General features: G+C 62.4%; 12 protein-coding genes, 1 tRNA gene and 1 pseudogene. 10 read left to right on the top strand and 4 right to left on the bottom strand.

From position 1 onward, the window contains the following. Window positions 1-152 precede the first annotated feature (152 nt). Window positions 153-326 (top strand): hypothetical protein, encoded by a 174-nt coding sequence (locus AB7M32_RS05340; protein WP_170866874.1) that lies wholly within the window; start codon window positions 153-155, stop codon window positions 324-326. Window positions 327-364: 38 nt separating this feature from the next. Further along, window positions 365-1,678, top strand: coding sequence for an MFS transporter (locus AB7M32_RS05345; protein WP_454249281.1), 1,314 nt, complete (start codon window positions 365-367; stop codon window positions 1,676-1,678). A gap of 9 nt (window positions 1,679-1,687) precedes the next feature. Here AB7M32_RS05345 and AB7M32_RS05350 read toward each other — a convergent pair whose 3' ends face one another. Next, entirely contained in the window at window positions 1,688-2,566 is an 879-nt protein-coding gene (locus tag AB7M32_RS05350) for a LysR family transcriptional regulator (RefSeq protein WP_454252102.1), read from the bottom strand. A gap of 107 nt (window positions 2,567-2,673) precedes the next feature. On the opposite strand from AB7M32_RS05350, the gene AB7M32_RS05355 reads away from it, so the two are divergent. The 5 genes from AB7M32_RS05355 to AB7M32_RS05375 all read left to right on the top strand — a co-directional run bounded on the left by AB7M32_RS05355 (window position 2,674) and on the right by AB7M32_RS05375 (window position 7,565). Next, on the top strand, window positions 2,674-3,672 hold the full coding sequence (locus AB7M32_RS05355; RefSeq protein WP_454249282.1) for a zinc-dependent alcohol dehydrogenase family protein: 999 nt from the start codon (window positions 2,674-2,676) through the stop codon (window positions 3,670-3,672). A 103-nt stretch (window positions 3,673-3,775) separates the two neighbouring features. Next, window positions 3,776-4,357, top strand: coding sequence for a hypothetical protein (locus AB7M32_RS05360; protein ID WP_454249283.1), 582 nt, complete (start codon window positions 3,776-3,778; stop codon window positions 4,355-4,357). A gap of 176 nt (window positions 4,358-4,533) precedes the next feature. Further along, complete coding sequence (locus AB7M32_RS05365) at window positions 4,534-6,210, top strand: vWA domain-containing protein (RefSeq protein WP_454249284.1); 1,677 nt, start codon at window positions 4,534-4,536, stop codon at window positions 6,208-6,210. A 174-nt stretch (window positions 6,211-6,384) separates the two neighbouring features. After that, window positions 6,385-6,957, top strand: a complete 573-nt coding sequence (locus AB7M32_RS05370; protein WP_454249285.1) for an RNA polymerase sigma factor — start codon at window positions 6,385-6,387, stop codon at window positions 6,955-6,957. Then, window positions 6,954-7,565, top strand: a complete 612-nt coding sequence (locus AB7M32_RS05375) for a hypothetical protein (RefSeq protein ID WP_454249286.1) — start codon at window positions 6,954-6,956, stop codon at window positions 7,563-7,565. The genes AB7M32_RS05370 and AB7M32_RS05375 overlap by 4 nt, the downstream gene beginning before the upstream one ends. A 62-nt stretch (window positions 7,566-7,627) precedes the next feature. Here AB7M32_RS05375 and AB7M32_RS05380 read toward each other — a convergent pair. Continuing rightward, window positions 7,628-7,704: transfer RNA gene (locus AB7M32_RS05380), tRNA-Arg, on the bottom strand. A 349-nt stretch (window positions 7,705-8,053) separates the two neighbouring features. Between AB7M32_RS05380 and gabD the strand changes: the two are divergent. From gabD to AB7M32_RS05395, 3 genes and pseudogenes are all read left to right on the top strand, one after another. Beyond that, window positions 8,054-9,497: pseudogene (gene gabD / locus AB7M32_RS05385) on the top strand (NADP-dependent succinate-semialdehyde dehydrogenase). A gap of 173 nt (window positions 9,498-9,670) precedes the next feature. Then, window positions 9,671-10,948, top strand: coding sequence for a 4-aminobutyrate--2-oxoglutarate transaminase (gene gabT, locus AB7M32_RS05390; protein WP_072411668.1), 1,278 nt, complete (start codon window positions 9,671-9,673; stop codon window positions 10,946-10,948). A gap of 147 nt (window positions 10,949-11,095) precedes the next feature. Next, a complete protein-coding gene (locus AB7M32_RS05395; RefSeq protein ID WP_454249287.1) occupies window positions 11,096-12,313 on the top strand; it encodes an HDOD domain-containing protein in 1,218 nt (405 codons plus the stop codon). 280 nt (window positions 12,314-12,593) lie between these two features. On the opposite strand, the gene AB7M32_RS05400 is transcribed toward AB7M32_RS05395, so the two are convergent. Together AB7M32_RS05400 and desA are read right to left on the bottom strand one after the other, a co-directional pair. After that, window positions 12,594-13,583: a GGDEF domain-containing protein gene (locus AB7M32_RS05400; protein WP_072411664.1), complete on the bottom strand. Its 990-nt coding sequence runs from the start codon at window positions 13,581-13,583 to the stop codon at window positions 12,594-12,596. Window positions 13,584-13,911: 328 nt separating this feature from the next. After that, entirely contained in the window at window positions 13,912-15,096 is a 1,185-nt protein-coding gene (gene desA / locus AB7M32_RS05405; protein ID WP_072411662.1) for a delta-9 fatty acid desaturase DesA, read from the bottom strand. Between the last annotated feature and the right edge of the window lie 77 nt (window positions 15,097-15,173).

Genomic DNA, 15,173 nt, shown 5'->3' on the forward strand with positions numbered 1-15,173 from the left:
AAGCCGACACAACTCCCTGTGGCGAGGGGATTTATCCCCGCTGGGGTGCAAAGCACCCCCCGCCACAATGGCGCCGCTCAGACACAAAATTGGCATCGCGCGCCAAAAGCGAGCACTATCGAGCCCCTGTTCACTCATGCCGGAGGATGGCGATGACGCAGAAACCCGACGGCATCGCCCGCCTCCTGAACTGCCCGACCAAGGGCGACGAAATGCGCCGGGCCATCGCCCAGAGCCGCAAGGATTTCCTGCCTGCCGACGAGGCCGAAGACGCCGAGCCAGGCCAACCACCGGTTCAACCGGTGGACACTGATCGCGACGACTGAGCCGTCGCCCTCTTTCAACTTATCGTTCAAATCTGCCTATGACTGCCACCCCTGTTCTACCCGGTGACCGATTCAGCCGATCCGATTACAAGACCCTGGGCCTGGCCGCCTTGGGAGGCGCGCTGGAGATCTACGATTTCATCATCTTCGTGTTCTTCGCCCTGACCCTCAGCCAGTTGTTCTTCCCGCCGGAAATGCCCGATTGGCTGCGCCTGCTGCAAAGCTTCGGGATTTTCGCCACCGGCTACCTGGCTCGCCCCTTGGGCGGCATTCTCATGGCGCACTTTGCCGATCGCCTGGGGCGCAAGCGCGTGTTCAGCCTGAGCATCCTGATGATGGCCTTGCCATGCCTGCTCATCGGGGTGATGCCCACCTACGCGCAAATCGGCTATTTCGCCCCGTTGTTGCTGCTGGCGCTGCGTATCCTGCAGGGCGCGGCCGTGGGCGGCGAGGTGCCAAGCGCCTGGGTATTCGTGGCCGAACACGCGCCGCTGCATCATCGCGGCTATGCCCTGGGTTTCCTCCAGGCCGGCCTGACCTTCGGCTACCTGCTGGGCGCCCTGACCGCAACGGCGCTGGCGCGGATCTACACGCCGGCAGAGATACTCGATTACGCCTGGCGCCTGCCGTTCCTGCTGGGGGGCGTCTTCGGTGTGATCGGCGTCTGGCTGCGCCGCTGGCTGAGCGAAACGCCGATCTTCATGGCCCTGCAAGCCGATCGCGAAGGCGCTGCGGAACTGCCGTTGCGCACGGTCCTGCGCGACCACCGCCAGGCCTTGCTGCCCGCCGCCATCCTGACCTGCGTGCTGACCTCTGCCGTGGTGGTGTTCGTGGTCATCACCCCGACCGTGATGCAGAAAAGCTTCGGCATGTCTCCAAGCCACACCTTCGCCCTGAGCAGCCTGGGCATCGTTTTCCTGAACATCGGCTGCGTTCTGGCCGGCCTCATCGTCGACCGCATCGGCGCCTGGCGCACCGTCATGCTCTACAGCCTGCTGCTGCCCTTGGGCATCGCCGTGCTCTACGCCAGCCTGATCAGTGGCAGCGCCTGGCTGGGCCTGGCCTACGCCGTGGCCGGCCTGGGTTGCGGCGTGGTCGGCGCGGTGCCGTCGGTGATGGTCAGCCTGTTCCCGCCGAAGATCCGCGTGTCCGGGATCTCGCTTACCTACAACATCGCCTATGCACTATGGGCCAGCATGACACCGTTGATGCTGATTGCCCTGGTGCCGTGGAGCCCGTGGGTGTGCGTGGGGTATTGCGTGGTGATGGGGGCGGTGGGCGTGGCTGCGGCGGCGTATTTCCCGGGCCGCCATGGCAGGGCTGCGCAGCCGTCATTGGCCTGTGAGTCCTAGCCCGACGGTTCAAAGACGCTCGCGCAGAAAATCCACAAAAGCTCGAGTCCGTGCCGAGCGGCGTCGGTCGTGACTGAACACGGCGCTGATGGGCAGCGCCAGCGGTTGGTAATCGGGCAGCAGGGAACAGACGCTTCCCTGGCGAACATCGGCAGCGAACAACCACTGCGGTGAAAGCGAAACGCCCAGGCCCGACAGCACCATTTCCCGGATCGCCTCGCTGCTGTTGCAGGTGACGTTGCCCTTGATCGTTACGCTGTGCTGTAGGCCATCCTGCTCGAATCGCCAGACGTCGTAATGCTCCAGCAGCGTGAACGCCAAACAGTTATGGCGGGCCAGGTCGGCCGGTTCGAGGGGCGTGCCGTGCTGTTGCAGATAAGCAGGGGAGGCGTGCACCCGGCGCGGGCTATCGCCGAGGGAAATCGCCACCAACCCTTCGTTTTTCACCACGCCGATGCGAATGGCAAGGTCGATGTTTTCCTTCAGCACATCTTCGTTCTGGTCGCTTAACCTCAAGTCGATACGAAGCTGTGGGTGACGGGCCAGGAACTCGCCTACCAGGGGCGCGATACACAACCGGCCGAAACTGACGGGTGCCGCCACCCGCAGAAGGCCGGCGATCTGTTCCTGGCCACTGGCGAAACTGAGCCGTGCGGCGTCGACGCTGGCGAGTATGTCCTTGCTCTCGGCGTAGAAGCGCTGCCCCTGGTCGGTCAGCGCGAGATGGCGAGTGCTGCGGGCAAACAGCGCCCCACCCAGATGTTGCTCCAATGCGCGGATCTGCTTGCTCACCGCCGGTTGTCCCAGGTTCAGCTCCCTGGCGACCGCCGAGAACGAGCCGCGCTCCACCACGCGCACGAACACCTGCATTGCATCGAGCAGATCCATCAGCATTTAGCCTCTGTCTGGAATAAATCCTATCCATTGTTGCTCACTTATCGGAATGCGTCTTCGCTCGCATGATGAACTTGCCCACTTATTGGAGGTTTACCGTCATGAACAACACCATGCTCGCCGCCGTTGCCGAAACCGCTCAGGCGCCGCTGATTGCTCGTTCCATCGCCCGGCCCGTTCCCGGCAAAGGCCAGGTCTTGATCAAGGTGCATGCCGCCGGAATCAACCCGCTGGATACCAAGATCGCGGCGGGAGGCGGTGCCCATGCGCGGCAGCCGTTGCCCGCCGTATTGGGGATCGACCTGGCCGGGACGGTGGTTGAGCGGGGCGAAGGCGTGAATGACTTCGCCCCTGGCGATGAGGTATTCGGCATGGCCGGCGGGATCGGCGGGGCGCAAGGCGCGCTGGCCGAATACATCGCGGTCGATGCTCGCCTGATTGCGTCCAAGCCCCGCTCATTGAGTATGCGCGAAGCGGCTGCCTTGCCGCTGGCATTCATCACGGCCTGGGAAGGCTTGGTCGATCGGGCCAACGTCCGGGCCGGGCAACAGGTGCTGATACATGGCGGCGCGGGCGGCGTCGGTCAAATGGCCGTGCAAATCGCCAAGGCCCGGGGCGCCGTGGTCTACGCCACGGGCTCGGCCAGCAGCCTGGATTTCATCCGCGAACTGGGCGCCTCAGCCATCGACTATCGGACCCAGGACCCTGACAGCTACATGCGCCTGTACACCGAGGGCGAAGGCTTCGACATCGTCTACGACACCGTTGGCGGCCCGACCCTGGATGCGTCGTTCAACGCGGTAAAGCCCTACACCGGCCATGTGCTCAGTTGCCTCGGCTGGGGCCAACACAGCCTCGCGCCGTTGTCGTTCCGGGGCGCAAGCTATTCCGGAGTGTTTACGTTGCTGCCGCTGCTGACCGGAAAGGGGCGCGAGCATCATGGGTGGATCTTGCGGGAGGCCGCGACGCTGGTTGAATCAGGACAGCTGCGGATCAAGGTGGATCCGCGCCGGTTTGGCCTGGGGGACGTCAATGAGGCGTTTGCCCAGGTAGCCGAGGGGCGCGGGGCGGGGAAAACGGTGGTGGACATCGGGAGTTGAACAAGCCCCGTGCTCCGTAAGGGCCGATTGACTTGAGCGCTCGTACAAACCCCGTAGAATGCAGGCGCGATTATGCCGCTACCTCTCAAGGACGAATTCAACCATGCGCATTTTTACCCTCTTTCTGGCCCTCTGCCTTATGGCAGGTTGCGCTTCCAAGCCCGATTACTACATTTCTCCTGCGCCGGTGGCGATCCCCGAGACCGCCACCTATTGGATCGACACGTTCAACGTTGAAGTCATAGGTAAAAACGAACGTTTTCTGCCCGACGAAAAAGTCCGCGACCGGTTGCACACTGACCTGATCGTCCGCCTGCTCGACGGCGATCACTATGCCTCCAGCAAGGAAACCGCTGATTATCTGTTGGATGTCAATGCCGTCTATGCGCGCCGTATTCAAGATACCCAAGGTGGCTTCATGAGCAATATTGTTGCCGACGGTACGTATCTGGCCAGTGTCGATTTCAATTATCAGGTCAAGGTGAAGAAGGCCGGTGTCGAGGTGTTGCACTTTGCCCAGGCCCGCAAGGGGCTGATGCCAGGTGGGGCGATTGGGCAACTGGAGGTCATGCGAGGCATGGCAGGCGCCTTGACGAACAGAGGCAACGCCGATGTCGAAGACTATTACACCGGCCAGTTGAGCGGCTTCATCGCCGATGACCTGCGGGGCATTCCGTCCCGCTAGCCGTGCCTGCTGCAGCGTGCCGGCGATGGCTCCAATCGCGGTAACGGCCTGGCCACTTTGGGGTGGCCAGCCCTGTCTTTGCGGCGCTTCAAAAAAATTTTTTGGTCGTTAACCCGAACCCCGTGCGCCCTGCGTCTGACTCTGTGAACGGATCATTCATTCACGAGGTTCAGCCCATGTCCCGCCCATTTCCCTTTATGCGTCCTGCTGCCCAAGGCTTCGCCGTGACTTTGCTGGTGGCGTTGGCCGGTTGTGGGTTGTCTTCCTCCCGAGAGGCTGCCAAACCGTCCGAACCGGTGCCTGTGGCGCCCAGCGTGGTGCCGCAAGGCGAGATCGCCCAAGGGCCCCAGTCGACGGTCAAGCGCATGCTCATGAAGCCGGCATCGATGCCGGCTCCCAGCGTGGCGAACGATGCCCTTGCCGCGGGTTACCGTGCCGAACCGCGTGAGCAGTACGAAAAACTGCCGGACAACCCGATCCACAGTGTGGCCGAAACGCCAGTCTCGACCTTCAGCGTGGATGTCGATACCGGCAGCTATGCCAATGTGCGACGTTGGCTCAATCAAGGCAGCCTGCCGCCCGAAGGTGCGGTGCGGCTGGAGGAAATGGTCAATTATTTCCCGTATGACTACGCCCTGCCCACCGACGGTTCACCCTTCGGTGTGACCACCGAAGTCGCCCCCTCACCGTGGAACCCCCACACCCGCTTGCTGCGCATCGGCATCAAGGCCAGCGACCGTGCCGTGGCGGACCTGGCGCCGGCCAACCTGGTCTTCCTGGTGGACGTTTCCGGTTCCATGGACCGTCGCGAAGGCCTGCCGCTGGTCAAGAGCACGCTGAAACTGCTGGTGGACCAATTACGCGATCAGGACCGGGTGTCCCTGGTGGTCTATGCCGGTGAGTCCCGGGTGGTGCTCAAGCCCACCTCGGGTCGCGACAAGGCGGCAATCCGCAACGCCATCGATCAACTCGACGCCGGTGGTTCCACCGCTGGGGCCTCGGGTATCGAATTGGCCTATCAGATGGCACGGGAGAGCTTCATCGACAAAGGCATCAACCGCATCCTGCTGGCCACCGATGGCGACTTCAACGTCGGCGTCAGTGATTTCGACAGCCTCAAGCAGATGGCGGTGGACCAGCGTAAAAGCGGCGTCTCCCTGACGACACTGGGCTTCGGTGTGGATAACTACAACGAACACCTGATGGAACAGTTGGCCGACGCCGGTGACGGTAACTACGCCTACATCGACAACCTGCTCGAAGCGCGCAAGGTCCTGGTGGACCAGCTCAGTTCCACCCTGGCGGTGGTCGCCCGGGACGTGAAGTTGCAGGTGGAGTTCAACCCCGCCCAGGTCAGTGAGTATCGACTGCTGGGCTATGAGAACCGTGCGTTGAAACGTGAGGATTTCAACAACGACAAGGTCGACGCAGGCGAAATCGGTGCCGGGCATACGGTGACGGCCTTGTATGAAATCGTTCCGAAGGGCGCGCCGGGCTGGTTGGAACCGCTGCGCTATGCAAACACGCCCAAGTCGCAGAGCACGTCAGGCGAATTGGCGATGTTGCGCGTACGCTACAAGCCAGCCGAGGGCGGAAGCAGTCGATTGATCGAACATCCCATTGCCAGCGTGCCGAACGACCGCAAGCCCAGCGATGACCTGCGCTTCTCGGCCGCTGTTGCCGCCTTCGCCCAACAGCTCAAGGGCGATGGACGCTACACTGGGACGATGACCTTGAAGGACACTGCGCAATTGGCGCGCTCGGCCCGCGGTGATGATCCGTTTGGGCTGCGCTCGGAGTTTGTGCAGTTGGTGGAACTGGCCCAGAGCCTTGAGCCTGCGGCCAAGCGCTGAGCCTGACGACAACGAGGATCAAATGTGGGAGCGAGCTTGCTCGCGATAGCAGTAGAACGATCATGATCATCATTGACTGATCCGACGCCATCGCGAGCAAGCTCGCTCCCACAGGGTCCCCTTGTTGTCTGCCAGGACTGTGTTGCAATGACTGGAAAGGAGTTCGCCCCCTACATGCCCGCTGCGCTTGATTCTCCCAGCGACGAATCGCTGCTGGCCCGCTACCGCAATGGCGACGGGGCTTCTTTCGAAGTCCTGTACGCCCGTCATCGGCAAGGGCTTTACCGTTTCCTGCTGTCCTTGAGCAACAAAGCCGAGCTGGCCGAGGAAGTTTTCCAGGACACCTGGCTCAGCCTGATTCGCAGCGCCACCCAGCCACAAGGCCGGGCGAGTTTTCGTACCTGGTTGTTCCAGATTGCCCGCAACCGCTTGATCGACCACTGGCGCAGACAGGGTGTCCACAACCCGTTGCACGACAGTTATGACGAGCAACTGCACGTCCAGCCCGACGACACCAGCAGCCCCGAGCAACAGCTGAGCCTGAGCCGCGACCAGGCGCGTCTCGACGCCGCGTTGCAGGCCTTGCCCGAGGATCAGCGAGAGGTCTTCCTGCTGCGCCTGCATGGCGATCTGGAACTGTCGCAGATTGCCGCCCTGACCGGCGCCCCGCTGGAAACGGTCAAAAGCCGCTTGCGTTACGCCCAGCAGAAATTGCAGCGACTGCTGGCCGAGGAGGTACCCGCATGATCGACACCAAACACACCCCGGATCCCGACGACGAAGTGCTGATCGAGCATTTCCGCCAACACACCAGCGGCGAGCCGCCGGCTTCCCTGGACGCCTTCATCCTGGCCACCGCCCGTCGCGAAGCACCGACACCCACGCCGAGCCTGTGGCAACGCTGGCTGCAGGCCTGCCAACAGCCACGCTGGCAAATGGCATTCGCCACGGTCGCCGGCGTGGCGCTGATGATCGGCCTGGTAGTGCGCTCACCCGTGCCCCACGAGGAGCTGGCCTCACCCGCCTCGATGGAGTTTTCCGCCGATCGGCAAGCGCCTGCCGTTGCCGCCGCACCACCGCCGGCCATGCCCGCCCCGGTCACCCCCATGGCGCCCCAGGGCGAACTGGCCCGGGCCCCGGCAAGTCCTGTGCAATCCTTGGCGGAAAAGCCTGCGGCGAAAATGAGCAAATCCGTGCCGGCTGCACGGCCATCGCTGGAGCAAGGCCTGATGGAGATCCTGCGCTTGCGCGAGGCGGGTGAGAGCAAGGCCGCTGATGAGAAACTGCTGGCGCTGCACAAGCGCTTTCCTGAGGAAGACTTGCCGGCGCGGTTGGAGGCGTTGCGCAAGCGTTGAGTGGGATCTGCGCCCACAAAAAAGCCCCGGGTCTTGCGACCTGGGGCTTTTTATTCCGAAGATGGTGCACCAGGCGGGATTCGAACCCACGACCCCTGCCTTCGGAGGGCAGTACTCTATCCAGCTGAGCTACTGGTGCGACGCGGGCGCCATGATACTCATATGCATGGCGGGCGTCCATGCTGCTGAATCGCCTGTGTTTTTGGGCAGCTCGCCGGGTGTTGGCTACGCTGATCAGAAAAAGCGGGCAAATTCGGTTTTTTCGTTCTTTTTTTCGAACAGGCTATTGTCCTTCACCCCCATCGGCCCTAGGATTCGTTTGAGATTTCAAACGCTCTTGTCTGGGTGCTGAACCGCACGTCTGTGCTTATGTGCGTTATTTCTGTGCTTCAGCCCGGTGAATGATTTCCCTGACGGCAGCCCCCGAGGCGCCTTTCTACAAATCTAATTCGCTCCGCGTGCGCGCGGTGCTGTTAAGGAAAGCCGACATGCAGCTTAAAGACACCCAGTTGTTCCGCCAGCAAGCCTTTATCGATGGCGCTTGGGTCGATGCGGACAATGGTCAGACGATCAAGGTCACCAACCCGGCGACGGGCGAAGTGTTGGGCACGGTGCCGAAGATGGGCGCCGCCGAAACCCGTCGTGCGATTGAAGCCGCCCGACAAGGCACTGCCGGCCTGGCGTGCACTGACCGCCAAGGAGCGCGCCAACAAGCTGCGCCGCTGGTACGAATTGCTGATCGAAAACCAGGACGACCTCGGTCGCCTGATGACCCTGGAACAAGGCAAACCCCTGGCCGAGGCCAAGGGCGAGATCGTCTACGCTGCCTCGTTCATCGAGTGGTTCGCCGAAGAAGCCAAGCGCATTTACGGTGACGTGATTCCCGGCCATCAGCCCGACAAGCGCCTGATCGTGATCAAGCAGCCGATCGGTGTGACCGCGGCCATTACCCCGTGGAACTTCCCCGCCGCGATGATCACCCGCAAGGCCGGTCCAGCCCTGGCCGCCGGCTGCACCATGGTCATCAAGCCGGCTTCGCAAACCCCATTCTCGGCCTTGGCCCTGGTGGAACTGGCGCACCGTGCCGGCATCCCGCAAGGCGTGCTGAGCGTGGTCACCGGCAGCGCTGGTGATATCGGCGGCGAGCTGACCAGCAACCCGATCGTGCGCAAGCTGTCCTTCACCGGCTCGACCGAGATCGGTCGCCAGTTGATGGCCGAATGTGCCAAGGACATCAAGAAAGTCTCCCTGGAACTGGGCGGCAACGCGCCGTTCATCGTGTTCGACGACGCGGACCTGGATAAGGCCGTCGAAGGCGCGATCATTTCCAAATACCGCAACAACGGTCAGACCTGCGTCTGCGCCAACCGCCTGTACATTCAGGATTCGGTGTACGACGCGTTCGCCGAGAAACTGAAAGTGGCGGTGGCCAAGCTCAAGATCGGCAACGGTCTGGACGATGGCACCACCACCGGTCCGTTGATCGACGAGAAAGCGGTCGCCAAGGTGCAGGAACACATCGCCGATGCGGTCAGCAAAGGCGCGACCGTGCTGTCGGGCGGCAAGGCGATGGAAGGCAACTTCTTCGAGCCGACCATCCTGACCAACGTACCGAAGAACGCCGCCGTGGCGAAGGAAGAAACCTTCGGCCCGCTGGCGCCGCTGTTCCGCTTCAAAGACGAAGCCGAAGTGATCGCGATGTCCAACGACACCGAGTTCGGCCTGGCTTCGTACTTCTATGCCCGCGACCTGGGCCGTGTGTTCCGTGTGGCCGAGGCCCTGGAATACGGCATGGTCGGCGTCAACACCGGTTTGATCTCCAACGAAGTCGCGCCGTTCGGCGGCATCAAGGCGTCGGGCCTGGGCCGTGAAGGTTCCAAGTACGGCATCGAGGACTACCTGGAAATCAAATACCTCTGCCTGGGTATCTGATCGGCTTCAAGCGCAAAGGGCACGAGAGCGCTGTCCCTTTGCGTGTTTCACCCGTTCTGTTTCTTGTGGCCGGAACGCTGCGGCAGTCGATCATCGCATGCTGTCGCCGTTGTCTCCCCGCCATGTATTCCTTGAACTACGCCGACCGATGAGCGGCGAATGAGGACATTTTAATGAGCAAGACCAACGCAGACTTGATGGCCCGCCGCACCGCCGCTGTTCCACGCGGCGTCGGCCAGATTCACCCGATCTTTGCCGAGTCGGCGAAGAACGCCACGGTCACCGACGTTGAAGGTCGTGAGTTCATCGACTTCGCCGGTGGTATCGCCGTGCTGAACACCGGCCACGTGCACCCGAAAATCATCGCTGCCGTGACCGCACAGCTGAACAAGTTGACCCACACCTGCTTCCAGGTTCTGGCCTACGAGCCGTACGTGGAACTGTGCGAAAAAATCAACGCCAAGGTGCCAGGTGATTTCGCCAAGAAAACCCTGCTGGTCACCACCGGTTCCGAAGCGGTGGAAAACGCCGTGAAGATCGCCCGCGCCGCCACGGGCCGTGCCGGTGTGATCGCCTTCACCGGCGCGTACCACGGTCGCACCATGATGACCCTGGGCTTGACCGGCAAAGTCGTGCCGTACTCGGCTGGCATGGGCCTGATGCCCGGCGGTATCTTCCGCGCGCTGTACCCGAACGAACTGCACGGCGTGAGCATCGATGATTCCATCGCCAGCATCGAGCGCATCTTCAAGAACGACGCCGAGCCCCGTGACATCGCCGCCATCATCATCGAGCCAGTACAGGGCGAGGGTGGTTTCTACGTAGCGCCCAAGGCATTCATGCAGCGCCTGCGCGCCCTGTGCGACCAGCACGGCATCCTGCTGATCGCTGACGAAGTGCAGACCGGTGCCGGCCGTACCGGCACCTTCTTCGCCATGGAACAGATGGGCGTTGCCGCCGACCTGACCACCTTCGCCAAATCCATCGCTGGCGGCTTCCCGTTGGCCGGTGTGTGCGGCAAGGCCGAGTACATGGATGCCATCGCCCCAGGTGGTCTGGGCGGCACTTACGCCGGTAGCCCGATCGCTTGCGCGGCCGCGCTGGCGGTGATGGACGTGTTTGAAGAAGAACACCTGCTGGAGCGCTGCAAGGCTGTGGGCGAGCGTCTGGTCACGGGCCTCAAGGCTATCCAGAAAAAGTATCCGGTCATTGGTGAGGTACGTGCCCTGGGCGCGATGATCGCCGTGGAGCTGTTCGAAAACGGCGACACCCACAAGCCGAACGCCGCGGCAGTGGCCCAGGTGGTGGCCAAGGCACGTGACAAGGGCCTGATCCTGCTGTCCTGCGGTACCTACGGCAACGTTCTGCGGGTGCTGGTGCCGCTGACTTCGCCGGACGAGCAACTGGACAAAGGCCTGGCGATCATCGAAGAGTGTTTCTCCGAGCTCTGATCTGACGAACGCTGACTGTGCACTGATCCACAAAAAAACCCGCTTCGGCGGGTTTTTTCATGTCCGCGGGCATATCCCGCAGGTTTGAGCTGTCTGGAACGGCCTTCATTGTCTAAGGTGCATGTATGGCAAGGGAGCGATGTTGCAATGACTGCTGTGGTTTTACCTGCTGTTCCGCGTGTGTTGATCGCCGAGGCCGACCCGGCGTCCCGGGAGATGCTTGAGCAAGTGCTGTCGGGCGTGCGCTGCGATGCCCGAGTGGACACCTGCGGCGAGGGGCAACAGGCCCTGGATTTGCTGGCGCATAACGCGTACGACCTGGTCATCGCCGATTGGGAGCTGCCGGGTGTCGATGGCCTGACGATCCTGCGTGGTCTTCGCCAACAGCATCGAGCTACGCCATTGCCGTTCATTCTGATGAGTCGGCGTAACGACAGCGCCAGTGTGCGCGAGGTCGTTCCACTGGCGCCGACGGCGTATTTGACCAAGCCGTTGAACCGGGAAAGCCTGACCCTGCGTTTGCAAGGGTTACTGTTGAGTGGCACTGAAGAAACCGCCGGCGATGTGCCGGTTCCCGGCCCGGGGCTGACCCTGATAGCCTTTCTGGAACGACGGCGAGATCTGTCCGAAGGCGCACCGCTGATGACCGATGTGCAGGTGGCGGTCAAGCGCTGCCTCAACCCCACGGGCCTGGACCTGAAACTGTTGGAAGAAGAGATCCGCACCGACCCGCAAATCACGGGGGTGCTGATTGCGGCGGCCAATAGCGCTGCCCAGCATCAGGGCGGCGGCCCGGTGCAGACCGTGGCCCAGGCGCTGCATCAGCTCGGTACCGGGCAAAGCATGAACCTGATCCTCGGCCTGACCCTCAAGCGCTGCGCCCGGCTCACCGTTCCCTGTCTGGCGGACTATGCCAAGCGCTACTGGGAATTGTCCCTGCACACCGCCGAGTACGCCCGGATCCTGGCGCGTTTGCTGGATCTGGAGCCGGAGCGTTGTTACTGCGCGGGGCTGTTGCATCGCCTGGGCGATCTGGCGCTGCTGCGGTGCCTGGAAGAGTGGGCGCAGGCGGGTGGCGAACTGGATGAGCTGGAGGAAGTCGGGAACGCTCTCGATCAATACGGCGCCGGCTTCGGCTCGGCGCTGCGCACTCGCTGGCGCCTGCCGCTGGAGTTGCGTGAGTTGATCGCGGCAGCCTATAGCCTGGGTGGTGGGGTTTATTCCCGCGAGGCGCTGGTGATGAACATGGCGGCGCAGATGGCCCATCTGACCGAGCATGAAGGGCTTGAAGAACTGGCCCAGGGGCGCACGGCGCGGTTGCTGAAGATCGGGTTGCCGGAACTGATGCGGTTGCGCCGCAAGTAGCACCGCCAAACCTGCCCCTGTGGGAGCGAGCTTGCTCGCGATGGCGGCAGTCCAGACAGGCCAGAACCTGTGGCGGGGGAGCTTGCTCCCGCTCGGCTCTGTAGGAGCTGGCGAAGCCTGCGATCTTTTGATCTATTGATCTTTCGCTTGAGGCTCAAGTGTCTTGGGAAAGATCGCAGCCTCGCTCCGCTCGACAGCTCCTACCGCGCGGCCCAGCGGGAGCGAGCTCGCTCCCGCTGGATCCGTGGCATGACCGGGTTCAACTGCACTGCGATTGGCGTCAGGCCGCGATGATGCGGTTCTTCCCCTTGCGCTTGGCCTCGTACATGGCCGCGTCGGCGCGGGAGAACAGGCTGTCGAGGGACGGGTCTTCAGGGGTAATGGCGGTCAGGCCCTGGCTGACGGTGATGCCGAAGGTCTGTTCGCCGCAACGGAACACCAGGCGCTGGATTTCCCGTTGCAACCGCTCGGCCACTTGCAAGGCCATGTCGGGGGCGCAGCCCGGGAACACCGCCGCGAACTCTTCGCCACCGATCCGCCCGAACAGGTCGCCGCGCCGGAGCACGGACCGGCCGCTTTCGGCGATCTTCTGCAACACGGTATCGCCTTCCTGGTGGCCGTAGGTGTCGTTGATCACCTTGAAGTCATCGATGTCCAGCAACAGGAACGCCATGGGCGTCCCTTGTAGCCGCGCCTGCTCGAACTCACGGTGGGCGCATTCGAAAAAGTGTCGGCGATTGCTGCTCTGGGTCAGCACATCGGTGGTTGCCAGTCGCTGCAGCTCACTTTCCAACAGCTTCTTTTCGGTGATGTCCTCGGCGATGCCTACCACGATCACCGGTTGCCCAGGCTCGGCCTGGCGGTTGATGAAGCATTTGTCGCTCAGCCAGCGAACCTGGCCGTCGCCGGCGATGATGCGGTATTCACGGTCTTCGACGGCACCCTTGACCAGAACTTCGGCCAGGCTGCGTTCGGCGTACTCCAGGTCGTCGGGGTAGATCGCGTCGCGCCATTCGTTGTAGTCAGCCAGGACCAGGCCGGCGGGGCGGCCGAAGATCCGTTCGTAGGCGGGGCTGACATACAGCACTTGCCGGGTTTCCCAGTTGAACGCCCACAGCACGGCATTGACGCTGACCAGCAGCGAGCTGAACAGTTGCTCACGTTCGCTCAGGCGCGCCACTTCGCCCTGGGCGTGCATCAGCGCCATGAGCGTCTGGGCCGCCTCGGGCCAATGAGGTAGGGAGTAATCCTGTAGGTTCTTGTCGACCATCGGCACAAATCTCAAAGAACGTGCACTGCTGTTGTTTGGCACGCACTTTTCTCCAAATCCCGCCTGGATGGCGAAGTGCTCTTTGAGATAGGGGATTCGGGGCGAAGTTCCTTTTCAGGCGACGAAGGGCGGGGGGAAACTCAGCCAATCGCGTCATGAGTACTGAACCTGTGGCGAGGGGATTTATCCCCGTTGGGCTGCGTAGCAGCCCCTGGATCCTGATGGCTCGGTGGGTCAGATCAATTTGAGTTGACTGCTTTGGGGCTGCTTCGCAGCCCAGCGGGGATAAATCCCCTCGCCACAGGAGCCCTTCACCACAGTGATCTTGTCAGGCCGTGGCAGGCCGTAGCGAGTAGGTCTTGAGTTGGTCGGCGAAGTCCCGCAGGGACTGGATGCCGCTGGCCTCGGCTTCGTGGACCCATTCCTTGATGGCGGCGAGCATGTCATGGCCGTTGCTGCTGGTCTTGACCCAGATCTGCTGCAAGGCCAGGCGTTTCTCGTAGATCACCTTCAGTGCCTGGCTGTGTTCGAGCATGTTCTGGATTCGCACGTGGTGACGGTCGTCCAGCAGGCTGGTTTCCCGCGACAGCAGGCGTTTGGCCCGGTGGAACTGGTGACGCACCGAGTGATCGACCTTTTCCAGTTCCTGCTTGACCAGCGGCGCGATGACCAGCCGGCGGTACTGCGCCATGATCTGGAAGCGGTTGTTGAGGATCGCCATGGCCGTGTCCATGTCCAGGTGGCCTTTGCCTTCGACCCGGTGGGCGATCGGCGCAACGCGCTGGACCTTGGCCAGGCGCAGGAAACTGAACACCCGGATCCAGGCCCAGCCCAGGTCGAACTCCCATTTGCGTACCGACAGCTTGGCCGAGTTGGGGTAGGTGTGGTGGTTGTTGTGCAGTTCTTCGCCGCCGATCAGGATGCCCCAGGGCACCAGGTTGGTCGCCGCGTCGCGGCATTCGAAGTTGCGGTAGCCCACGGCATGGCCCAGGCCATTGACCACGCCAGCGGCCCAGACGGGGATCCACATCATCTGGATCGCCCAGATGGTGATGCCGATGGTGCCGAACAGCAACAGGTCGATGATGCCCATGATTGCCACACCCAGCAGCGGGAAGCGGCTGTAGAGGTTGCGCTCGATCCAGTCGTCGGGGCAGTTCTTGCCGTAGATGCGCAGGGTTTCCGGGTTTTCCGCTTCGGCGCGATACAACTCGGCGCCTTTGCGCAGCACGGTGGACAAGCCCTTGATGACCGGACTGTGAGGGTCATCCTCGGTTTCGCATTTGGCGTGGTGCTTGCGGTGGATGGCGGTCCACTCGCGGGTGTTCTGCGCCGTGGTCAGCCACAGCCAGAAACGGAAGAAATGTTTGAGGCCAGCGTTGAGCTCCAGGGAGCGATGTGCCGAATAACGGTGCAGATACACCGTAACGGCAATGATCGTGACGTGGGTCATCAGCAGGGTGACTGCCACCAGTGACCAGGCCGACAAACCAAGAAAACCTTCGTACCACATAGGCTGTAGGGCCCTCGATAAAGATAGAAACCGCCGTTGCATTATCACCAGCCCCACAGATAAAACCAGTCGGCCTT

Source organism: Pseudomonas sp. R151218B TE3479 (assembly GCF_053629195.1).